General features: G+C 43.4%; 18 protein-coding genes and 2 tRNA genes. 2 read left to right on the top strand and 18 right to left on the bottom strand.

What is annotated here, in order from left to right:
- Nucleotides 1-65 precede the first annotated feature (65 nt).
- Nucleotides 66-647, bottom strand: a complete 582-nt coding sequence (locus DXA60_RS04810; protein ID WP_117919988.1) for an HdeD family acid-resistance protein — start codon at nucleotides 645-647, stop codon at nucleotides 66-68.
- Nucleotides 648-838: 191 nt separating this feature from the next.
- Here DXA60_RS04810 and ybaK point away from each other — a divergent pair, with 191 nt between their 5' ends.
- Nucleotides 839-1,342 carry a Cys-tRNA(Pro) deacylase gene (gene ybaK, locus DXA60_RS04805; RefSeq protein WP_117919986.1) on the top strand — a complete coding sequence of 168 codons (504 nt, stop codon included), beginning with the start codon at nucleotides 839-841 and terminating at the stop codon, nucleotides 1,340-1,342.
- Between the two features lie 99 nt (nucleotides 1,343-1,441).
- On the opposite strand, the gene DXA60_RS04800 is transcribed toward ybaK, so the two are convergent.
- The 9 genes from DXA60_RS04800 to DXA60_RS04760 all read right to left on the bottom strand — a co-directional run bounded on the left by DXA60_RS04800 (nucleotide 1,442) and on the right by DXA60_RS04760 (nucleotide 11,287).
- Complete coding sequence (locus DXA60_RS04800; RefSeq protein ID WP_117920112.1) at nucleotides 1,442-2,356, bottom strand: SseB family protein; 915 nt, start codon at nucleotides 2,354-2,356, stop codon at nucleotides 1,442-1,444.
- Nucleotides 2,357-2,445: 89 nt separating this feature from the next.
- Nucleotides 2,446-5,067 carry a cation-translocating P-type ATPase gene (locus tag DXA60_RS04795; RefSeq protein WP_241070877.1) on the bottom strand — a complete coding sequence of 874 codons (2,622 nt, stop codon included), beginning with the start codon at nucleotides 5,065-5,067 and terminating at the stop codon, nucleotides 2,446-2,448.
- A 154-nt stretch (nucleotides 5,068-5,221) separates the two neighbouring features.
- Nucleotides 5,222-6,910 (bottom strand): methyl-accepting chemotaxis protein, encoded by a 1,689-nt coding sequence (locus DXA60_RS04790; RefSeq protein WP_117919982.1) that lies wholly within the window; start codon nucleotides 6,908-6,910, stop codon nucleotides 5,222-5,224.
- 265 nt (nucleotides 6,911-7,175) lie between these two features.
- Nucleotides 7,176-7,259 (bottom strand) — tRNA-Leu (locus tag DXA60_RS04785).
- A gap of 84 nt (nucleotides 7,260-7,343) precedes the next feature.
- Nucleotides 7,344-7,425, bottom strand: a tRNA-Tyr gene (locus tag DXA60_RS04780).
- A 74-nt stretch (nucleotides 7,426-7,499) separates the two neighbouring features.
- Nucleotides 7,500-8,186 carry a hypothetical protein gene (locus tag DXA60_RS04775; protein ID WP_117919980.1) on the bottom strand — a complete coding sequence of 229 codons (687 nt, stop codon included), beginning with the start codon at nucleotides 8,184-8,186 and terminating at the stop codon, nucleotides 7,500-7,502.
- A 1-nt stretch (nucleotide 8,187) separates the two neighbouring features.
- The gene (locus tag DXA60_RS04770; protein WP_117919978.1) at nucleotides 8,188-8,589 is read right to left on the bottom strand and encodes an ATPase; all 402 of its coding nucleotides are present in this window, start codon (nucleotides 8,587-8,589) and stop codon (nucleotides 8,188-8,190) included.
- Nucleotides 8,579-9,031 carry a DUF4869 domain-containing protein gene (locus DXA60_RS04765; protein WP_117919976.1) on the bottom strand — a complete coding sequence of 151 codons (453 nt, stop codon included), beginning with the start codon at nucleotides 9,029-9,031 and terminating at the stop codon, nucleotides 8,579-8,581. Before DXA60_RS04765 ends, DXA60_RS04770 begins: the two co-directional genes overlap by 11 nt.
- Before the next feature lie 87 nt (nucleotides 9,032-9,118).
- Nucleotides 9,119-11,287 (bottom strand): glycoside hydrolase family 13 protein, encoded by a 2,169-nt coding sequence (locus tag DXA60_RS04760; RefSeq protein ID WP_117919974.1) that lies wholly within the window; start codon nucleotides 11,285-11,287, stop codon nucleotides 9,119-9,121.
- A gap of 324 nt (nucleotides 11,288-11,611) precedes the next feature.
- Here DXA60_RS04760 and DXA60_RS04755 point away from each other — a divergent pair, with 324 nt between their 5' ends.
- Nucleotides 11,612-11,956, top strand: coding sequence for a hypothetical protein (locus DXA60_RS04755; RefSeq protein WP_117919972.1), 345 nt, complete (start codon nucleotides 11,612-11,614; stop codon nucleotides 11,954-11,956).
- Between the two features lie 331 nt (nucleotides 11,957-12,287).
- Here the strand turns inward: DXA60_RS04755 and DXA60_RS04750 are convergent, their stop codons facing one another.
- From DXA60_RS04750 to DXA60_RS04715, 8 genes are all read right to left on the bottom strand, one after another.
- Entirely contained in the window at nucleotides 12,288-13,979 is a 1,692-nt protein-coding gene (locus DXA60_RS04750) for a sulfate adenylyltransferase subunit 1 (RefSeq protein ID WP_117919970.1), read from the bottom strand.
- Nucleotides 13,980-14,879 (bottom strand): sulfate adenylyltransferase subunit CysD, encoded by a 900-nt coding sequence (gene cysD / locus DXA60_RS04745; protein ID WP_006856328.1) that lies wholly within the window; start codon nucleotides 14,877-14,879, stop codon nucleotides 13,980-13,982.
- Between the two features lie 28 nt (nucleotides 14,880-14,907).
- Nucleotides 14,908-15,222, bottom strand: a complete 315-nt coding sequence (locus DXA60_RS04740) for a 4Fe-4S dicluster domain-containing protein (protein ID WP_117919968.1) — start codon at nucleotides 15,220-15,222, stop codon at nucleotides 14,908-14,910.
- Entirely contained in the window at nucleotides 15,219-16,919 is a 1,701-nt protein-coding gene (locus DXA60_RS04735; RefSeq protein WP_117919965.1) for an adenylyl-sulfate reductase subunit alpha, read from the bottom strand. The genes DXA60_RS04740 and DXA60_RS04735 overlap by 4 nt, the downstream gene beginning before the upstream one ends.
- Nucleotides 16,920-16,942: 23 nt before the next feature.
- Complete coding sequence (locus DXA60_RS04730; protein WP_243006758.1) at nucleotides 16,943-18,031, bottom strand: sulfate/molybdate ABC transporter ATP-binding protein; 1,089 nt, start codon at nucleotides 18,029-18,031, stop codon at nucleotides 16,943-16,945.
- A gap of 77 nt (nucleotides 18,032-18,108) precedes the next feature.
- A complete protein-coding gene (cysW, locus tag DXA60_RS04725) occupies nucleotides 18,109-18,924 on the bottom strand; it encodes a sulfate ABC transporter permease subunit CysW (protein ID WP_117920110.1) in 816 nt (271 codons plus the stop codon).
- 75 nt (nucleotides 18,925-18,999) lie between these two features.
- Complete coding sequence (gene cysT, locus DXA60_RS04720) at nucleotides 19,000-19,836, bottom strand: sulfate ABC transporter permease subunit CysT (RefSeq protein WP_117919961.1); 837 nt, start codon at nucleotides 19,834-19,836, stop codon at nucleotides 19,000-19,002.
- A 22-nt stretch (nucleotides 19,837-19,858) separates the two neighbouring features.
- Nucleotides 19,859-20,920: a sulfate ABC transporter substrate-binding protein gene (locus tag DXA60_RS04715; protein ID WP_117919960.1), complete on the bottom strand. Its 1,062-nt coding sequence runs from the start codon at nucleotides 20,918-20,920 to the stop codon at nucleotides 19,859-19,861.
- Nucleotides 20,921-21,111: the final 191 nt, after the last annotated feature.

The raw sequence follows: 21,111 nt of genomic DNA, 5'->3' as shown, positions 1-21,111 counted from the left end.
AATCTTTTATCCAGATTTTCAGGGACACTTTTTATATCTGTTTCTCTTTCTTTCCGCTTAATCACTTAATCGATTTCTTTATAATCTACGTCGACTGCTTTCGCTTCCTGCTCCATATCTTTCACCGTCCGCACCGTCTTTGTCACAACCCACAGATCACTGATTCCATCATAGATCAGGGCTGCTCCTACAAACTGCATGGCAAGTTTGACCATGCCAAACGCATTGACAATGCAGAGCACGCCAAATGCAATACTGATAATGGCAATGATCAGCATAATCCACCATCTGTCATATCCGCCATTCTTTGATTCTAACGCCATTTTCACATCCTGCACACCGTGAACAGCAAGTATCACACCGATCACGATCGGTACCAGGCTCACGATACTGCTCGGTTTTAAGAAGATCCATACACCGATGATCAGCACGATCAGCCCAAGGATTCCGGTGAACATATAACCGTTTCTATTGGTAATATAGGAAAACAGTTCTACCCCTCCAAGAATGATAAGTCCTGCGGCAAGCACTTTACATACGATATCGATCGTCTCTCCCGGCCATACGATCAGAACCACGCCCAATGCGATGCATAAAACTGCTGACATTATTGCATCCGCCTTTACTCTCTTAAAAAAATCTTTCATACTCTGCCTCATTTCCCGCCACACATGTTCTTATATGTGGCGCATTTTAATTCACCTCATATATTGCCTTAATTTCCCTTATTAGAATAACATTTTTTTATTTTTTCGTAAACATACATTCTGTTTCAGTTGTCTATTTTTTGCTGTGGTGTTACAATGAGCGCAGTTCATTCATGAAAGGAGTTTTCTCTATGGGAAAAGAAGTAAAAACAAATGCCATGCGCATTTTAGACCGCAATAAAATACCTTATGAAATTATCAATTATGAGTGTGATGAATTTATAGACGGTCTGCATACCGCAGAAAAGACCGGTGCTCCGGTAGAACAGTCGTTTAAAACGCTCGTTATGTCCGGCAAGGCTGCCGCCGGCGGGAACAGGCAGTATTATGTTTTTGTCGTACCGATCGCAGAGGAAGTCTATCTGAAAGCTGCCGCAAAATGTGTCGGTGAAAAATCACTTGAAATGCTTCACGTAAAAGATCTGACTCCACTTACCGGCTATGTGCGTGGCGGCTGCTCACCTCTTGGCATGAAAAAGCAGTTCCCAACCGTCGTACATGAAAGCGCTGCTTCCTTCGATAAGATTTATATCAGCGGTGGACGCATCGGTACCTCCATCACGGTAAACCCGGATGCGCTCTTAAAAGTCACCCGCGGACAATATGCCGATATCATCCAGCATAACGAAAGATAAAGGGAAGGGACTGTCATACTAACAAAGTTAGTGAGACAGCCCCTTCCTTCATGTTATATCATTTTTTCATTTACCTGTCTGAGACATCATATCCCAGATCTAGCTTGTCACCTCTGCGCCTTCACCTCTGGCAAGATCCATGATCTTCTGAAGTTCAGCACCCTCTACCGGTGCCACACCGTGATCTATATGTTTTCCGTCCTCTAAAAGCTCTCCTAACATGCGGACATCTTTTTCTTTTGACATCTCGATCGTATAATAGCCGGCTTTTCCGGTCTTAGGATTGATCGTCAGGTAAATACGGTAGCAAAGTGGCGGAACTAAGCCTTTTTCCGGAAGATCTACACGGATCAATGTCAGATCTTCTGCAATATCAAGTGCCATTACAGAGTAATCGTTCTCTGTGTATGGATTTAACTTTGGCTCCTTGAACACGCCTGCAAAAATCTCATTGACAAAAGCCTCTTTCTCATCACACAGCTTGTTGATGAACTCCTGTTTTTCGGTAAACAGACGCTTTGGCAGTACTGCAAACTCAACCTGACGCTTTACAAATACCTGAAACTGTGCCGGTGTCATCTTCACCTGTTTCATCTGTGCAGCACGTTTTGCCGCCTGCTCGTCAACTTCATGTAACTTCTGTACAAGTTCTGTCTTTAACACAAGGTTGTCAGAAAATGGATTGATCACCATTCCGGCAAGTTTTAATTCCGGTTTTACAACGATATTATTGCATGCCGGGAATGGCATGTTAAGCATCGCCTGGCTCTTTGGCTCCTCCGGGATCTGCGCTTTTGACGTATATACTACTAAAAACTGTTCTTCATTACTATTCTTTAAAAAACATGGAATCGGACGATCCGGTGCCTGTAACATTGCCGGCACAAACAGCTTTGTCGGACGAAGCAGATTCAGCACTGTGGTAAGATTCTCTTTCGTGCGGTCTGCGGCATATTCCTTAATGGCCTCCTCAAGTCTGTCGTTCGTGATTTCCATTGTCATTTTCTCTTCCATAATTTCCAATATCCTTTCCTGCAAAAACCTGCCCAAAACTTACGGACACCTCATTATACCACACCCCCCGTAAAAAATGAATGTTTTTTTTAGCTCCACCGCCCACCAGACGATACCGCCTGCTGATCTTTTCCCTTTAAATTTTTCTTATCTCTTTTTTCTCCCAGACAGCCTCCCAATACTAACAGTTCATGTCCGAGTAAAGGCATGGCTGCAAGTACCAGCAGTTTTACCCATTCAAGCAGTGTTAATCTGCAGGTTCCAAACAGATTAACAAAATAAGGAACTTCCGTCACGAGAAGCTGCAGTCCTGTTCCGATTGCGAATGCAGCAATCATTAATCTGTTTTCCAGATGGTTCATCTGAAACAGCGATGTTTCAACATCACGCATACCGATCGCATGAAAGAGCTGAGACATACCAAGTACCGTAAATGCATAGGTCTGGCAGCGGCTTAAAAGCTCTGCATCTGCCAGAAGCAGCCTGATTGCTGCCGGTGTGACCGTGCTGCCCGCCCCAAGCAGGATTCCCACCGGAAGCTGCAAAAACGCTGTCATACTGATAAATGCGATCAATGCCCCATAAAAACAGGTACAGTTTAACCCACCCCCTGCAAACAGACTCTCATCCTTTCCGCGCGGTGGTCTGTCCATGTAACTTTTATTTTCTTCCTCATCCACACCAAGCGCCAGTGCCGGAAGCGAATCTGTGATCAGATTGATCCATAGAATATGACTTGATTTTAACGGTGCCGCAAATCCGCAGGCTACAGCCGCAAGCATTGTTATGATCTCCCCGAAATTAGAAGACAACAGAAATATCACAGATTTCCGGATATTCTCATAAATACATCTTCCCTGCGCAATGGCTTTTGCGATCGTCGCAAAATTATCATCCGTCAACACAATGTCCGCTGCATTTTTCGCCACATCCGTTCCTGCCTTTCCCATAGCGATCCCGACATCTGCTGCTTTCAATGACGGTGCATCATTGACACCATCTCCTGTCATTGCAGTAATCTCCCCGTTTTTCTTACATGCCGCCACGATGCGCACCTTATGCTCCGGCGAAACATGGGCAAACACACGCACCTTTTTTATTTTTTCTGCAAGCATTTCATCTGTCATATCCGTTAACGTTTCTCCCGAAATGCACTCACTTTCTTCCGATGCAATGTGCAGTTCTTTTGCAATCGCAAATGCCGTATCGATCCGATCCCCCGTGATCATGATCGTTTTTACCCCTGCACGGTAAAACTCCATTACAGCCTCCTGTGCCTCCGGACGTATGGGATCAGCCATTCCAACAATTCCCAGAAAAGTCAGCCCGTTTTCCTTTAAACCGTCAGCCGGATTTCGCATCCCAAGTGCCAGTACCCGGAGTGCATCTTTCGTAAACGTACGGATCACCTGATCGATTTCTTTTCGTCTCTCCGGGGTCATCGGCACACGCTCACCATCTTTCATCAGGAATGCAGCACGCTCTAATATTTCATCCGGGGAACCTTTGGTATAAGAAATTTTTTCTTTTTCTCCCCGGTGTAATGTCGTCATCATTTTCCGGTCGGAATCAAACGCGATTTCCTGTATTCTCGGAAAACTTTCTTCTAATCTCTCTCTCTGCAGATCAAATTTTTCCGCCATATCAAGCAGGGCAAGTTCTGTGGGATCTCCGATCCGTTCCCCACGGACAGACGCATCATTGCAAAGGGTATATCCCTCCAGAAAATATCTGTTTTTTCTGCGGTTGAGATTCTTTGGTTCGCAGATTTTTCCATCTGTATAACATCTTGTCACAGTCATACGGTTCTGCGTCAGTGTTCCCGTCTTATCCGAGCATACCACGCTCACACAGCCTAATGTCTCCACACTCGGCAGTCTTTTTACGATCGTATTGACCTTCACCATACGTGATACCGAAAGTGCAAGTACCATCGTAACGATCGCCGGCAGACCTTCCGGAACTGCAGCAACCGCTAATGATATTGCCGTGATCAGCATTTCTGCAACATTGCGCCTCTGCAAAACTGCCATGACAAACAACAGGATACACAAAAAGACAGAAACGGTACCAAGGATTTTTCCAAGATCCGCCAGCCTTTTCTGTAACGGCGTCAGCTCCGTTTTTGTCCCGGAAAGCAATTTTGCGATACCGCCTATCTTCGTATCCATCCCTATCGCAGTGACGATTCCTTCTCCACGTCCATATGTAACATTAGTGGTCATATATGCCTCATTTTGATCCGTCGTATTTTTAGGAACCGGAACAGATTCGCCGGTAAGCGCTGACTCCTCGATCTTTAAATTGACAGCCGATATGATCCTGATATCTGCCGGCACCTGTCTGCCTGCTTCAAGGCAGACAATATCCCCCGGTATCAGATCCGATGCCGGAATCTCATGGATTCCATCCTCATCATGGAGCAGTGCATGCGGACTTGTCATTTTTTCCAATGCCTCTAATGCCCGCTTTGCCTTCCCCTCCTGGATCACTCCGACTATGGCATTTAAAAGCACTACTGCAAGTATAATGCACATGTCCCCAAATTCCTGCAGCAGAAGAGATATTGCTGCCGCCGCAAACAAAATAAAAATAAGCGGATCATTCAGCTGTTCCACAAAACATGACAGCATCGATTTTTCTTCTTCTTTATCCAACAGGTTATATCCCCGTTTCTGCTCTTTTTGCTGTTCATTTGACTTTTCCTGCATCATAGCCTCCCTACCGCATACTTTTCACATCAAGGTTCTGCCAGGGGCTTTTTGATTCATAGGACGTAATCTCCTATGAATCAAAAAAGCCTGCCCTCATAATCTGTGATTACCACATCTTATGAGGACAGGCCATGATTCATGACAATAGATTTTATTTTAATACAAACTTGCCAACGATCTCACGCAGATTATCTGCACAGGAGTAACATTCAGATACCATATCATGTGTAGCGCCTGTTTTTTCAACCATACCGCTTGTTTTTTCAGCAATATCGGATACACCGACTGCGGCTTCGCCCACAGTATCATTGATGCCGCTTAACGCCTGTGCGATCGACTCGATCAGATCTGAAAGCTGCAGCATGGAATCTTTTACCTGATTCATGTTAGACTTGAATACATCTGCATCTTCCTGATACTGTTCGCCAACCTTTTCAAACTCTTTATAATCTTCAATTACATTCGTTTCCAGAAATTCTGTCGTTTCACCCAGACACTCTGTCATATTGCCAACTGCTTCATTGACGGCTTTTACAATATTACCGATATCAGCGATCGCTTTTGAAGTCTGGTCTGCAAGGCTTCCGATCTCTGTCGCAACAACTGCAAATCCACGTCCTGCCTCTCCGGCTCTTGCAGCCTCAATACTTGCATTCAAAGCTAAAAGTCCGGTCTGTGAAGAGATCTCCATAATGGTATTGGTCAGTTCATTGATCTTTTCAACTGCCTTTGATCCCTCGATCGCCTTTTCAGATTTCTCTTTGACACTTGTATACATATCCATAGTACGGGAACTTGCAGTTACTGTCTTATTGCGCAGATTCTTTGCTCTGTCCATAACTTCATTGGAAACATCTGCACCTTTTTCTGCCATCTCTGTAAGCCGCTCAGCTTCATCCTTCATGGTACCGACATTCTCATTGATATTTACAGTAGTTGCGGCTGTCTCCTGCATGCCTGCTGCAAGCTGCTGGCTGGTTGCTGAGTTATCCGAACACATATGGTCTACGGTCTCAGTTACCTGTTTTAATCCATCTACATTTCCGGTGATCTGCTGGCTTGCCGTATCAATATTTGCAACCATTTCACGCAGATTCTTTCTCATGATGCGAAGTTCACGCGCCATGAAACCGGTTTCGTCTGTTCTTTTGCACAGACCATCACTTTTTGCATTGTGACTGAAATTCAGATTTGCAGTATTCTTTATAATCTCTGTCAGGCTTTCAAGCGGTGCGCAGATAAAACGGCTTAACACATAGCCAATGATCACACATACAACAAGCGTAATCGCTGCTGTGATACACATAGAACGGATCATCTCATTGACCGGCTCTACAATATCACTCTTATCAGCCGATACGACCACGATCATGTGATCCGGGGTCAGGGCATACCCTGCATACTTGATTGCACCATTAAAATCATATTCAACAACAGCATTCTCCGGAACGGTTCCGGATGCAAGCTGTGATACCACACCTTTAATAACGGGATTTTCAACCGTTTTTCCGATCTTGTCTGCTGTCGGATGATAAAGCATTGTGCCATCCGCTGACACCAGATAAGCATATGCACTGTCTACGCCTTTCATGCTGATATCACTTACAACCCTAGAAAACTGTTCATCCGTTGCTATCTCTGCCGGAATATTTCCAATCGTCTGCGCTCCCATCTCTGCCAGACTTAGGATGTAATGCGCATTGACTGTCTCAACAACATCACTCGACTTTGAACTGGCATTGATCATACTTCCCACCAATGATACAACAACAATAAAAACGGCAAGGAGTGTAATTTTTGCCGAAATGGAATGAATGAATGTAACTTTTTCCTGTTTCATCGTACCTTTCTTCCGTATCAAATCTGAACACGGTTTTCCCTTCTTATAGTATAAATTGAATAATTGCATTATAGCACAAATCCACCAATAGTTAACACCCTATTTGCGCTAAAATTTTAAAATGCCCGATCGGTGCTGTTTACAGCTGACTTCTTCTCCGCAAGATGCCCATCCCGCCCGGAGGGCTTTTTGATTCATAGGACGTAATTTTCTATGAATTAAAAAAACACCGGTTCTAAAACCGATGTCTTACTTCTCTCTATAATGCCGGCGACCGGAATCGAACCGGTACTGTATTTCTACAACAGGATTTTAAGTCCTGCGCGTCTGCCAGTTCCGCCACGCCGGCATTTTTCATATGTACTGCCGCCTATGTTCGAAGACTTTCACTCACGAGCTACTTAAAAATGTCATCCTACCGGACAATACATAATGGGCAGAGGTGGATTCGAACCACCGAAGCAAATTGCAGCAGATTTACAGTCTGTCCCCTTTGGCCACTCGGGAATCTGCCCATTCATCAGATACACAAAATGCGCTCTGACAAGAAAAGATTATAGCATAGTGACTTCTTTTATGCAAGCATTTTTTATCCTTGAATTTCCGTAATAATTGATAAAATTTTCTTTATTTTCTCCGACTGTATCAGCATACGCATCTTCCCACTTCCATCCTCAACCTCAGGCTTACCACACCTAAGACTATCCGGATGCTCCGACACACAACAATCCTTATACCAACACTCACCCATAAGAGAACCCTTAACAGACCATTTCTCGTTTTGCGTAAATTCACCTGCCAATGATTTCATCACCCGCTCCGTAGAATATCTGTTAAAACCAGCTATATACTGCAATGTCTTCTCGTCATCAATCTTTAATAAATTGATTCTATGGTTCTCAACTGCTTTCAAAACTTCTTCACGAATTTTAATTTTATCTGTCTTTCCAGTGCCTGTCCACTCTACAAGTTGATCAAATGCAAGAATCAGGTATTCAAAGCAAATCATATCCAGAATTATAATCTTTCCTTCTGAACTTTTTTCTATTGATTTCAACACACGATATTTATTCCGAATATCCTGATTATCAACCACATAATCAAATGCAATATAATATTTATCATCATCTTTAATATCTAAATCCAATACTGCATCCAACAATCCCTGATTGCTCCCCTTGCTTTCAACTATGAATTCATCATCAAAGAAAAGTTGATTAACCAATTTCCAGAAATGAAGTCCTGCACCGGTATCTTCTGTCCATAAATACTTCATATCACAACTCCTCTTCCAGTGTTATCTTATTATTATCAAACTTCAAAACCTTGAAACTCTGATCTGATACATTCAGTCCATCACAATTCCGTAGGAAAAGCATATATTGATTTGATAATTCAAAATTAATAAATTTTCTAACTTCATCATTTATCAGATTATCCGCATTATCTACCACAATAAAGCTATCTCTGCATTGCTTTATTGATTCTGAAAAATTATCTGACCTGTAATTAAATAATTTGATAGCCCTGTATTCATCCGTAAGTCTTACATCTTCCAATATTTCATAAAGTACTGTTTTACCAACACCGCTATCGCCCCCAACAAGCGTTATTCTGTCATCGAATTCTAAATCGTATGAAAATGGATCTGCTTTAAATGTAATACTCTTATAAATCATCTGCCTCTCTCCTCTCATACTCCTTACTCCACCAGGCATTATAACCCCTTCCTCCAATAACAATATCAGAACCATTAAATCTGATTTTTACATCATCTGGTATGTCAAACAGGGTTGGTCTTGACATGTATATCTTTATATTGTCCATTGTAAAAATGATTTTAAGTACATTCGGACCACATTCCTCTGCATTTACTACTTTATCCGGATGCTTCACAATATTGAGTAATGTCTTGCAGCCTGATGACAGATTACGGATCGTACCTAAGCCATATTTTGTTTCTATGTGCTTATCTGGAGTCAGTTTTGCCCCATCCACCTGTCGAATTAAATCAACTTCATTCTGTGACATTTCTTCATTACCTGTATTTAAGTTGAAATACAAGTCGTTCTGAAGTATCCAGTCTTTTGAGTCTCTTTTTTCTGTATATATATCTATCATTCGACGTAACTCCTTTCCGTTGTCCCTTTCCAGTCTTTTCTAATTCCCCGAAAAATAGTGCACTATTCTTTTCTATCTTCTTTGTAGTTAGTCTCTTGTTCTGTCATACATCAGAACAACAGCAGAATATTTCTGCAAGCTTACTTTAAACACTCCATCCACTACTTCATACTTTTTCGGCATCAGGGAATAACCTGTCTCATTTGAAATGATCACGCGCTCTAACACCGCATTTTTCGGTATACCGCACTGCCATACCTCAAGCGTTACATCACGTTCTTCCTCTTTATTATTTACCAGAACAACAAACTGCTGGCTGCGGTTAAATCTTGCGTAACAAAGCAGATTATCATCTGCTCGCAGATTACCATCTGCATTACTGCCTGTATGATTTCCGTTCGCGGAAGTTCCATTTAAAAACATGAGGGAGCCGGTGCGGAGTGCCTCATTTTCTTTGTGGATATGGATGATATCACGGTGAAAATCGATCAGAACGACATCCTCTTTTCCCCATGGATAGGTACGTCTGTTATCCGGATCTGTAAATCCGCAGAGTCCCGCCTCGTCTCCATAATAAATCGTCGGTGCTCCCGGCCATGTCATCTGAACAACGACCGCCTCACGGAATACTGCCGGCTTTATTCCTTCCTCGGCGGCTGCGGTACCAAGTGCTGCTGCACGTCCCGCTTTTTCATTGGTTCTTGTCATAAATCTGGAATGATCATGATTCGAAAGCTCATTCATGGCACACAAAAGCTGTGATGTCTGGAAACTTGCCATATAATGACGCATGGAACCCTCAAAATCTTTCAAACTTCCCTTTAACTGTGGCTTTGATTCATCACTGTGTTTTTCCATACCGGTTAAAAACCATGTCAGCGGCTCCATGAACGCGTCATAATTCATAACGGTATCCCACTGGTCACCTTTCTGCAGCCATTCTTTTGGATCACCGTAATGTTCTGCCAGAATAATTGCATTGGGATTTGCTGTTTTTACTGATTTACGGAAATCTCTCCAGAACTTATGGTTCATTTCCGGGGAATGTCCTAAATCTGCAGCAACATCAAGTCTCCAGCCATCTGCATTGTATGGCGGTGATACCCATTTTGCTGCAACACGCATAATGTCATCATACAATTTTTCAGAACCTTCATAGTTGAGTTTTGGCAGCGTATCATGCCCCCACCAGCCTTCGTAAGTCGTATTATAAGGCCATGCAAACTGATCCTGAAAGCCAAAGAAATTACGATATGGACTGTCTTTTGAAATAAACGCACCATCCTCATAATCCCCGCTTACCTGATAGATTTCCTCCCGGTCAAGCCACTTATTGAAAGAACCACAATGATTAAATACACCGTCTAAGATAACTTTCATGCCGCGCGCATGAATCTCTTTCACCAGCTCTGCAAAAAATTCATTGCTCGCCTCAAGATTTTTCTTATTCGTTACACGGTTAATATAGCGTGTTGCTTTCCGGTTATCACTCACGCCATCTTTTAACAGTTCTCCACCATCCTCTACGATTTTACCGTAATGAGGATCTATATAGTCATAATCCTGAATATCATATTTGTGATTGGAAGGTGACACAAATAATGGGTTAAAATAAATTACTTCCACGCCAAGATTCTGCAGATAACCCAGTTTTTGTCTGACTCCCTCAAGATCTCCACCGTAAAACTCTGCGACAGAAAAATCAGACGGACACTGATCCCAGCTATCCATCTTTCTGCTGGTAGAACGGATATAATAATACTCATCCGTCAACACATCATTTGATGTATCACCATTATAAAAACGGTCAACTAAGATCTGGTACATAACAGCACCTTTTGACCAGTCCGGTGTTGAAAATCCAGGAATGATACAGAAACGGTACTCGTCACGTTTTTCCTTGCTGATGCCATAACGGTCATAATACACATTTAACATACCGCTTGCTACCTTAAAATAATAGTAAAACGGTTCCTCACCAAGCGTGATCTTTACCTCATAATAGTCAAAGGCTCCCTCGGTCTCTGTTTTTTTCATTTTATATTTTTTATCTTGCGTGCACAACCAGACGATATCGACATTGTCACGTGCTGTACGGAACCGGATCGTCACTTCTTCACCGGCTTTTGGTTCCACCGGCTGTCTGTAATCTGCCGTTCCATCTGAAAATAGCGCATTCTTTTTCAACAGTGGACGCATCTGCATAATATATCTTTGTATACGATTTAATTCATAAACTGATTCTTCCTGATTCATAAAATATAAATTCTCCGATAATCAGAGAATTTTCCTCCTCATCCACGAAAATTTACGAAAATTCTATTTTATTATAACACAGAATGGTACTTTAGCAATGAAAAAATCCAAGCACATACCTAATATTTTTATAGCACATTATCCTCTGTTAGCCAATTATTTTATCCGATATACAGATGATAGCAAAAGATCATATTTACACTAATTATTTCACTGCGCCTGCATTTATCTGAACTGACAAAGTAGCATTACGCCGAAGTTCTTGCGCACAAGGGTTCTATTTATGACTGTCCTCCTTCACTCGTATTTCAATACTACCGTCTTATGGCAGAAGAAGATGCAATATGCTGGGATGAAGCCTATTCGGTCGTAGATGACTATGATACACGGAAAAAAGAAATGATCCCGGATGAAACAGAACTGGATTATCTGTCCTTTTATGTGGATCTTCCAATTCTGCTGATGTACTTTCTGTCTCATACCTCTCTTTTCGAGACAGAAAAAGACCACAAAAACCTCAGTTACCTCAGTTTGGTCATCCGTTTCCTTTCGACAAGGCATTACCGTCTGTACACATACTCGCGGTATGACAGTATGCGTATGGCATGTTTTCATCCGATCGTGTTAGATACCTTCCACTACCCGGTAGAAAAGACGAATTTTATCTGATCCGCATGCACCCGGATCTCTATGCAAAACTTGCTTCTCTGGTCGGTCCAAAACGTGAAAATATTTATTACGATGTCTACTGTACTTTTGCAAATAAAAAAAGATAGCTATCGGCTAGCTATCTTTTTAGGAGAAGGTATTTTTACTATGGGGTATAGCAAAAACTATATATAATGTATTGGGGGGTTTTTACAGTAATTATAATAGCATGAGCGGCAGGATAAGTGTGCACAAACTTAAACTTTTTTTACGGCTCAAACTATACAAAATAAACAGTACCTTAGTACCAGCTTTTAAACTGGTACTAAAATTTTGCACAAACGATTGCGCATCAGATTTCCCAATAGTTTTCATGGAAGATCACTTTGCGGTAAGTTCCGAATGTCAGCCAGTGATTCCAGAACTCTGTATCTGTCTCTCCCTGTCCATATCCATCTAAGAATGTCTGTAAGTCTTTCTGTGATTTTACATTCACCGCAAATCCTCTTCCATTTACAACCGGAACACCTGAGTAACGGTATTCACCTAATGGAAGGATCGCTCCGATCTTATTGTCACGCACCTGTACTGCAACCTGGTCTCTTAATATCAGAATATCAAAATACTCCGGATATTCATAAGTTTCACTCTTTGTCGGGATCTCATCGCCTACTGTGTATGTTTTCTGTTCCGGTTTGTGTTTTGCAATGGAAGATTTCTCCATGTTATAGTAGAACTCTTCAAAGATATCTCCCCGTGCCTTTAAATCTCCATAAACAAATACCGGCTCATCTGTCTCATTGCCGCTTGCAAACTGCTCTACAACACCGCAGGCAGACGTCATGTTCGTCACACGGTTGATTAAGATCAGTTCGCCCATAGTCTTATGTTTCTTAAATACATCAAGCGGGATCTTTTCATCCAGCACGATATTGCAGACTGCGATCTCATTCTTTCCTAATGTATCGGTTGAATGATGTTCTCCGGTATTCACATCGATCTTATATGTGATCTCTGTTACGGTACCTGTGATCAGTTTCGTTCCAAGTTTGATAAAGTAATCGCCACCTGCTGACAACTTATTATCATCCATCCACAAAAGTGTTGTGGTAAATTTCTGTGCTGCCGTAATGCCGCTGCCATTTTCCAGCACACATCCTCTTGATACATCGATCTCTTTATCTAACTGAATGGTAACCGGCTGTCCGGTCTGTGCAGTATCTGCCTCTTTTCCGGCTACCAAAATACTTTTTACATTGGCTGTCTCATTGCCCGGTAATACGGTTAATGTATCACCCACACGCACTTCGCCTGCCTCAATCTGTCCCTGGAAACCGCGGAACGTATGGTTTGGACGGCACACACGCTGTACCGGCATATAAAATCCCTGCTCTTTTGACTTTTCTGTCACATCAACTTCTTCGAGATAGGTTAAGATCGGTTCTCCTGTGTACCATGGGATATTATCGGATTTCTTTGTGACATTATCACCCTCTGTTGCGGATACCGGAATGATCTTAACGCTCTCTAATCCAAGTTCACCTGCAAGCTGCAAAATTTCTGCCTGGATCGCATTAAATTTTTCCTGGTCGTAACCGATCAGATCCATCTTGTTTACCGCAAATACAAAGTAACGGATTCCCATCAGTGCACAGATCCTTGCATGGCGTCTTGTCTGCACAAGCACGCCCTGTGTTGCATCGAGAAGAATGATGGCAAGGTCTGCAAAGGAAGCTCCAACTGCCATATTTCTGGTATACTCTTCATGTCCAGGGGTATCTGCAACGATAAAACTTCTTTTTTCTGTTGTAAAATAACGGTATGCGACATCGATCGTGATACCCTGCTCGCGCTCTGCCATCAGACCGTCAAGCAGCAGGGAATAATCGATAGCGCCCTCTCTGCTTCCAACTTTACTGTCTAATTCAAGTGCTTTCTCCTGATCTGCATACAGCAGTTTTGCATCATATAAAATATGTCCGATCAATGTGGATTTTCCATCATCCACACTTCCGCAGGTAATAAATTTAAGTAAACCTTTCATTTAGAAATACCCCTCCCTTTTTCTACGCTCCATGCTGCCTGCCGCTTCGTTATCGATCACACGGCTGGTACGCTCTGAAGATACGGCTGCAAGTGTCTCATCAATAATCTCATCCAAAGTCTCCGCATCGGACTCAACGCCGCCGGTTAACGGATAACATCCTAATGTACGGAAACGGACTTTTTTCATCTCCGGCTTCTCACCTTCACGGAATTTGAAGCGGTCATCATCCACCATGATAATATTGCCGTCACGGTATACGACCGGACGCTCTTTTGCAAAATAGAGTGGCACGATCTCGATGTTCTCACGTTTGATGTACTGCCAGATATCCTTTTCTGTCCAGTTTGAGATCGGGAATACACGGATGCTCTCACCTTTATTGATCTTGGTATTGTAAAGTTTCCACATCTCCGGTCTCTGGTTTTTCGGGTCCCACGCCTGTGCCTCATTACGAAAAGAGAAAATTCTCTCTTTCGCACGGGATTTTTCCTCATCACGACGGCCACCGCCAAATGCTGCCGTAAACTCATATTTTTTGAGTGCCTGTTTTAACGCCTGTGTCTTCATGATATCCGTGTAAGCGGAACCGTGGTCAAATGGGTTGATACCGGCATCCACACCTTCCTGATTGGTATAAACCAGCATTTCAATGCCGTTCTCTTTTGCAATGCGGTCACGAAACTCGATCATTTCACGGAATTTCCAGGTCGTATCGATATGTAAAAATGGGAAAGGCGGCTTCTCCGGATAAAATGCTTTCATGGCAAGGTGCAGCATAACGGAGCTGTCCTTTCCAATGGAGTAAAGCATTACCGGCTTTTCGCACTCAGCGGCTACTTCACGGATGATGTAGATCGCCTCTGCCTCCAGTTCGTCCAAATGTGATAATCCACTCATAAAATATCCTCCTCTATTTTGCTGTGTTTTAATATTTATTGGCATCTTTTTTATTGATCTGTATAATGGTCTGACTGCCGTCGGGGGCAGTGACTGTCCAGAGGCGGTAGTCTCCATCCTCTTTGGTGGTTAAGGTACTGCCTCTGCCGCCGATGTCGGCTCCTAAAAAGAAATCGATTGCCTCTGCCCTGCACTCTTTGACGCAGGATGTGCAGCCCCAGCAGTCTCTTGGCTCTTTGATGTATGCCTTGCCGTTTTCATCTGCCTTGATCAGGTTTCCCGGACATACTTCGATGCAGCGTCTGCATTTTACACATTTACTTTTATTGATCGCTATGCTCACAGGGTGCCTCCTTTCTGACCAAAATCCGGTGTCTGTGCCAGATCACGGAGCAGAATTTTGATCTTTCCATTTTCATAAACGGAATTAACTGCCTTCCTGTTCCATTCTTCTTTTGTTCCCGGATGATCCATATTCTGTCCGAAACCGCGCCAGCGTGTCTCTTTTCTCGCCTTTAAGTGTGCGATCACACTTTTACATACGACTAAACGTTCCTTTACTTCGTAAATATGTAACAGATCATCTGTATCTTTTGCGGTCAGATCTTTTGTCAGTGCTAAAAGCTGGTCAATTTTTTCTTCTGCGATATTAAGCTGTTTTTCATTGTAGCGGTAATTGGTTCCGATTCCACCTGCATAGGCATCCATAACCTTCTGCATTGCCTCCTCGACCTGCTCCGTACCGAAGAATGATTTTTTCTCCGCAAAATAGGCTTCATATTCCCGGTCTGCTTTTTCTGCCAGCTTTTCTAATTCTTCCTCTGACTGCAGATCTGCATCTGCCAGTTCAAGATCCTTTAAGATCGTTTCCGCCGCTATCTCGCCCTCCACCAGCGCTCCTGTCACATATTTCTGCGGGCATCCTCCTGCAACATCTCCAGCTGCATAAAGTCCTTTCAAGGTGGTTCTTCTCGCATCGTCGATCCAGTAACCGCTCGCGGTATGGCCACCCACGATATAAGGCTCAGTGCCCTCGATCTCGACATCCTGCTCATTCGGCTCTTTTCCACTCTCGATCCATTTTAAAGTCTGGCTCGGTGCCATATTTAAATATGCTTTTAACAGATCTTTGCCCTGCTCATCTTTGATTCCTTCCGTATGCAGGTAACACGGTCCTCTGCCTTCCTGATTCTCTGCAACCGTACCGTAGACACGTTCCTCTGTCGTAATGCCGTATTTTGTTTCATAGACATCCCCAAGTGAGTTGATCTGTTTTGCCCCGACTCCCTGTGCGATCGTTCCGGTCGGTGCGATCGTATCTTTACAGCGGAGTGCTATAAAACGCATCTCAAAGGTCGTCATCTCTGCTCCGGCTAAAATTCCCATCGCATATCCGGCTCCTGTATTAAACGGCGGATACCACATCTTATGTCTCGAAAATCCCGGATTGTTCGGACGATAAAGTCCTGCCGCACCACCGGTCGCACAGAGAACTGCTTTTGCTGAAAAAATATATGACTTTTTCTCATTGACATCAAATCCATATGCTCCGGTCACGCGATCCTGCTCTGTGATATAATCTGTGATATTCACATGATTGATAACCGTCACATTTTTCTGTGCCCTCACTGCTTCCGCTAAGATTGGTTTGATGTTCTCTCCGTTGATCTTGATATTCCGGTTGCCTCTTGTCACATATTTTCCATTTTCATCTTTTAAAATAACAAGTCCTAATTCCTCTAACCTTGCTGTCACACGATTTAATCCCTGCGACATGGAGAGCAGCAGATCACTTCTTACAATGCCATTGGCGTCCTTTGTAGCATAGTCCACATAATCCTGTGGCTTTCTCCCCTCTGTAATGTATGCATTTAACGCATTCACTCCTGCTGCAAGACAGCCGCTTCTTATAATATTGGCTTTTTCTGCGATCACAACGTTAAGTTCCGGTCTTTGCTCTGCGATCGTCAGTGCCGCGTAACAACCGGAGGTTCCACCCCCAATGATCAGCACATCTGATGTAATGATTTCTGTTTTCATATAATCTCTATTCTCCTGACTCCTTAAATATAGAACAGCTTCTCTGTTTCGATATTGGCATTTTCTACAATCTGTACATTCTGCATTCCCGCCTCGTCTGCTAAGAACGCAAACACCTGATAGATAAATACGTTGACACGCTCGCCCTCCGTGATCGGAGTCTCCTCTAATCTCCGGTTAGCCACAAGCAGCACATCATGTACCCTCACATGAAGTTCTACCTCTCTGCCACGGAACATCACACGTTCCACAACACCTTCCTCCACAGAAGAAGAAAAACGGCTCTGCTCTGTTTCCTTTGTGACACTCACATGCTCCGGTCTTACCACAGCATGAAAACCTTCACCCAGTTGCTCATATCCATGAAAACTCGTGATGTTGCTGATCCTTGTCGGACTACCCATGAATTCTGTGACAAATGGCGTCTTCGGCTGGCTGTATATCTCAATCGGAGTTCCCGCCTGCTCGATGTGTCCGTGGTTGGTAATGATGATCTCATCGGCAACCTCAATCGCTTCATCCTGATCATGCGTGACAAAGATACTGGTAATACCGACTCTCGTGATCATCTCCCGAAGCCAGCTTCTAAGCTCCTGACGCACTTTTGCATCAATGGCTGCAAACGGTTCATCTAAAAGAAGAAGTTCCGGATTCGGTGCTAAGGCTCTTGCAAACGCAACCCTCTGTCTCTGTCCGCCGGATAGCTGGTTCGGATAGCGCTTTTCAAATCCTTTTAAGCCTACCAGTTCCACAAGTTCATCCACACGGCGCTTAATATCTGCTTTTTTCCATTTTTTTACATCCAGTCCAAATGCTATATTATCATATACGGTCATGTAACGGAACAATGCATAGTTCTGAAACACAAATCCGATTCCCCGTTCACTCGCCGGCACATCATTAACGACTTTTCCATCAATAATGATCTCCCCGGAATCTGCATGTTCTAACCCTGCAAGCATCCGAAGGATCGTTGTTTTTCCACTGCCGCTTGGTCCAAGCAGACCGATCAGTTTTCCTTTTCCGATTCCAAAATTAATATCATCGGATGCCTGAAAATCTTTATATTTTTTATTCACATGCCTAAGTTCTACATAATTTTGTTCCGTCATAACCTGCTCCATTTCCATGCTGCATTATCTGTTTTTTTGTTCCTTCTATTCTCTGTCAAGTACTTCCGGTAACATTTTTACGCTTCTTTTCCCTTATGCTCTAACACACTGCGAAGCACTAAGATCACGACTGCCATACACACCAGAATCGCCGATACTGCAAACGCACCCGTAAAATCATAACCCTGATATAAAAGTTCAATGTAAAGCGGCATCGTATTTGTTTTTCCCTGCAGATGCCCGGACAAAACAGACACCGCACCAAACTCTCCCATTGCTCTTGCTGTACAAAGGACGATTCCATAAAGCAGTGCCCATTTGATATGTGGAAAAGTGATCTTCCGGAAAATCGTAAAACCATTTGCCCCCATCAGTGCTGCCGCCTCTTCCTCATCCGTACCAAGTGTGGAAAGCACAGGTATGATCTCCCTTGAGATAAATGGGAATGTCACAAACACGGTTGCTACCACGATTCCCGGTACTGCAAATATCATCTTGATCCCCGCTGACCGCAGATATTCGTAAAGGATACTTTGTCGTCCAAATGTCAGGATATAGATCAATCCGGCAATGACCGGTGAAATCGTAAGCGGAAGATCGATCAGCGTGGATAAGATCTTTTTACCATGAAACTGAAATCTCGTGATACACCAGGATGCCGCTATTCCAAATATGGTATTGACAACGACTGCGATCAGCGTTACCTCTAATGTAAGTCCGATGGCTTTTAATGCATAATAATCGGTGACGGCCGCCACGAATACTTTGATGCCTTCCCCAAACGCCGTGACAAGAACATATGTGAGAGGCAGGATCAGCATTACTATGAGAAATAATGCACTGATGCCGATCAGGATCCATTTGAGTGGTCCCGAATTTTTTCTGATCTCCATAGCTTTTCTCCTTCCTTTTATCTGATTTTGATAAAATCTGACAGATATTGTGCCAATATCCATGCACCTGCAATATTATGCGATACCGCTGACAATCTTCGATGCCCGGCTCTGCAGCCATGCATTGATAAAAAGAATCACAAATGCTGCCGCTAACATCACAAGGGCGATCGAGGTTGCACTCGCATAATCAAATTCCTGAAGTTTTGACATGATCATAAGCGGTGCGATCTCCGTCTCATAAGGCGTATTTCCCGCAATGAACACTACGCTTCCGTATTCGCCAAGCCCTCTTGCAAAAGACATCGTAAATCCGGCGATCAAAGACGGTAAGATTTCCGGTAAGATTACGCGGAACATGGTCTGTCTGCTGTTTGCCCCAAGGATATTTGCTGCTTCCTCGTACCGGATATCTACTTTTTCTAAAACTGGCTGCACCGCCCGCACAACAAACGGGATTCCGATAAACACCAGTGCTACGATGATTCCAAGTCTTGTATATGCGATCTTAATTCCAAACTTCTGAAAAAATGCTCCTACCCAGCCTTCCGTCGTAGTCAGATGTGTCAGTGCGATGCCCGCCACTGCAGTCGGAAGCGCAAATGGAAGTTCTATGATGCCGTCCATGATCGCTTTTCCCGGAAAATCATACCTTACAAGCACCCATGCAATGATCATACCCATAACTGCATCGATCGCTGCCGCCACAAATGCGGTAAAAAAACTGACTGCATAACTGGATAAAACACGCGGTCTTGTGATCGTCTGAATAAATTCTGACGGTGAAAGTTTCGCAGAAAATATAACCAGCGAACATAACGGAATAATAACGATCAGTCCAAGCATTGTTATGGTGATCCCAAATGACAGCCCGAATCCGGGGATCACTCGTTTATTTTTACTTTTTTTCATATGAATCCTGCCCCCTTCATCATTATCTGTTACGTTCATAGATTGTATCGAAGATCCCGCCATCTGAGAAATGTTTCTCTATCACTGTATTCCATCCCCCAAAATGACTGATATCTGCCAGATCAACATCCGTCACCATCCATTTTCCATCGGAAGGAATTTCTGCGATCTCACGTGTTCCTTCCTCTGTATAAAATTCCTTTGCAATATCTGGATCTGCCGGACGGTAATAATTTTCTCCCACAAGTTTCTGTGCCTCATCCGAATACAGATAATTTAAGTATTCCTCTGCCACAGCCCTGCTGCCTCTCCGGTCAACCACTTCATCCACAACTGCCACGGTCGGCTGACAGAGTACCGATGCCGATGGAACAACGATCTCATATTCCCCCGGCTCTTCCCGCATGGATAAAAATGCTTCATTCTCCCATGCAATTAAAACATCACCCTGACCATTTTCAATGAATGTGGTCGTCGAACCGCGTGCGCCGGAATCTAATACCAACACATTCTGATATAACGTTTTCATATGCTCCGTGATCTCTTCTTCACTCTCTCCCTGACTTTCAAAATAGTACCACGCTGCAAGATAATTCCATCTCGCCCCGCCGGAAGTCTTCGGATTCGGTGTAATGACACTGACATCGGACTTTAGCAGATCATCCCAGTCTTTGATCTGTTTGGGATTTCCTTTCCGCACAAGAAAAACAATTGTTGAAGTATAAGGAGCGCTGTCATCCGGAAACTCTGATACAAAACCCTGATCGATCAGCCCGGAATCGGAAATGGTCTGGATATCACCCTCTAATGCAAGTGTTACCACATCTGCGTCCAGTCCGTTTGCAACCTCAAGTGCCTGTTTTCCGGAACCTCCATGGGACTGGATGATCCTTACTTTCTGCCCTGCCTGTTCTTCCCAGTGTTGTTCAAACATGGTATTGTAGGCCTTGTATAATTCTCTGGTCGGATCGTAGGAAACATTGACGATCTCTACTGTATCCGCATCTGCCACACTGCCGCATCCGGCGAATGTCCCCATTGCAAGCATCACTGCCGCAAGGATTGCTGCCATCCTCTTTCTCATTGTCCCTCCACTCCGTAAAACCTGCATCATGCATATGTAAAATCTGTGTCTTCTGTAGCTGCTTTTTCTTTTCATATATTTCCTATAAGATTACTAGGATTATAACTTTAGTTCGCTAATGTGTCAAGATATAATTGGAAATTTTTTTCAATTATGTAATGTTGATCTGATCCGGAGATAATCCGGTTATA

Source organism: Roseburia sp. OF03-24, assembly GCF_003463035.1.
GTDB classification, from domain to species: Bacteria; Bacillota; Clostridia; order Lachnospirales; family Lachnospiraceae; genus Roseburia; species Roseburia rectibacter.
This window is presented reverse-complemented; position numbering and strand designations above follow the sequence as displayed.

Excerpts from the sequence above, each read along its gene's own strand:
- DXA60_RS04760 (WP_117919974.1), bottom strand. The coding sequence starts at position 11,287 with ATGAATCAGGAAGAATCAGTTTATGAATTAAATCGTATACAAAGATAT.
- DXA60_RS04755 (WP_117919972.1), top strand. The coding sequence starts at position 11,612 with ATGGCAGAAGAAGATGCAATATGCTGGGATGAAGCCTATTCGGTCGTA.
- DXA60_RS04775 (WP_117919980.1), bottom strand. The coding sequence starts at position 8,186 with ATGAAGTATTTATGGACAGAAGATACCGGTGCAGGACTTCATTTCTGG.
- DXA60_RS04750 (WP_117919970.1), bottom strand. The coding sequence starts at position 13,979 with ATGAAAGGTTTACTTAAATTTATTACCTGCGGAAGTGTGGATGATGGA.
- cysT (WP_117919961.1), bottom strand. The coding sequence starts at position 19,836 with ATGAAAAAAAGTAAAAATAAACGAGTGATCCCCGGATTCGGGCTGTCA.
- DXA60_RS04800 (WP_117920112.1), bottom strand. The coding sequence starts at position 2,356 with ATGGAAGAGAAAATGACAATGGAAATCACGAACGACAGACTTGAGGAG.
- DXA60_RS04730 (WP_243006758.1), bottom strand. The coding sequence starts at position 18,031 with ATGACGGAACAAAATTATGTAGAACTTAGGCATGTGAATAAAAAATAT.
- DXA60_RS04795 (WP_241070877.1), bottom strand. The coding sequence starts at position 5,067 with ATGCAGGAAAAGTCAAATGAACAGCAAAAAGAGCAGAAACGGGGATAT.
- ybaK (WP_117919986.1), top strand. The coding sequence starts at position 839 with ATGGGAAAAGAAGTAAAAACAAATGCCATGCGCATTTTAGACCGCAAT.
- cysD (WP_006856328.1), bottom strand. The coding sequence starts at position 14,879 with ATGAGTGGATTATCACATTTGGACGAACTGGAGGCAGAGGCGATCTAC.
- DXA60_RS04790 (WP_117919982.1), bottom strand. The coding sequence starts at position 6,910 with ATGAAACAGGAAAAAGTTACATTCATTCATTCCATTTCGGCAAAAATT.
- DXA60_RS04810 (WP_117919988.1), bottom strand. The coding sequence starts at position 647 with ATGAAAGATTTTTTTAAGAGAGTAAAGGCGGATGCAATAATGTCAGCA.
- DXA60_RS04735 (WP_117919965.1), bottom strand. The coding sequence starts at position 16,919 with ATGAAAACAGAAATCATTACATCAGATGTGCTGATCATTGGGGGTGGA.
- DXA60_RS04715 (WP_117919960.1), bottom strand. The coding sequence starts at position 20,920 with ATGAGAAAGAGGATGGCAGCAATCCTTGCGGCAGTGATGCTTGCAATG.
- cysW (WP_117920110.1), bottom strand. The coding sequence starts at position 18,924 with ATGGAGATCAGAAAAAATTCGGGACCACTCAAATGGATCCTGATCGGC.
- DXA60_RS04765 (WP_117919976.1), bottom strand. The coding sequence starts at position 9,031 with ATGATAGATATATATACAGAAAAAAGAGACTCAAAAGACTGGATACTT.
- DXA60_RS04770 (WP_117919978.1), bottom strand. The coding sequence starts at position 8,589 with ATGATTTATAAGAGTATTACATTTAAAGCAGATCCATTTTCATACGAT.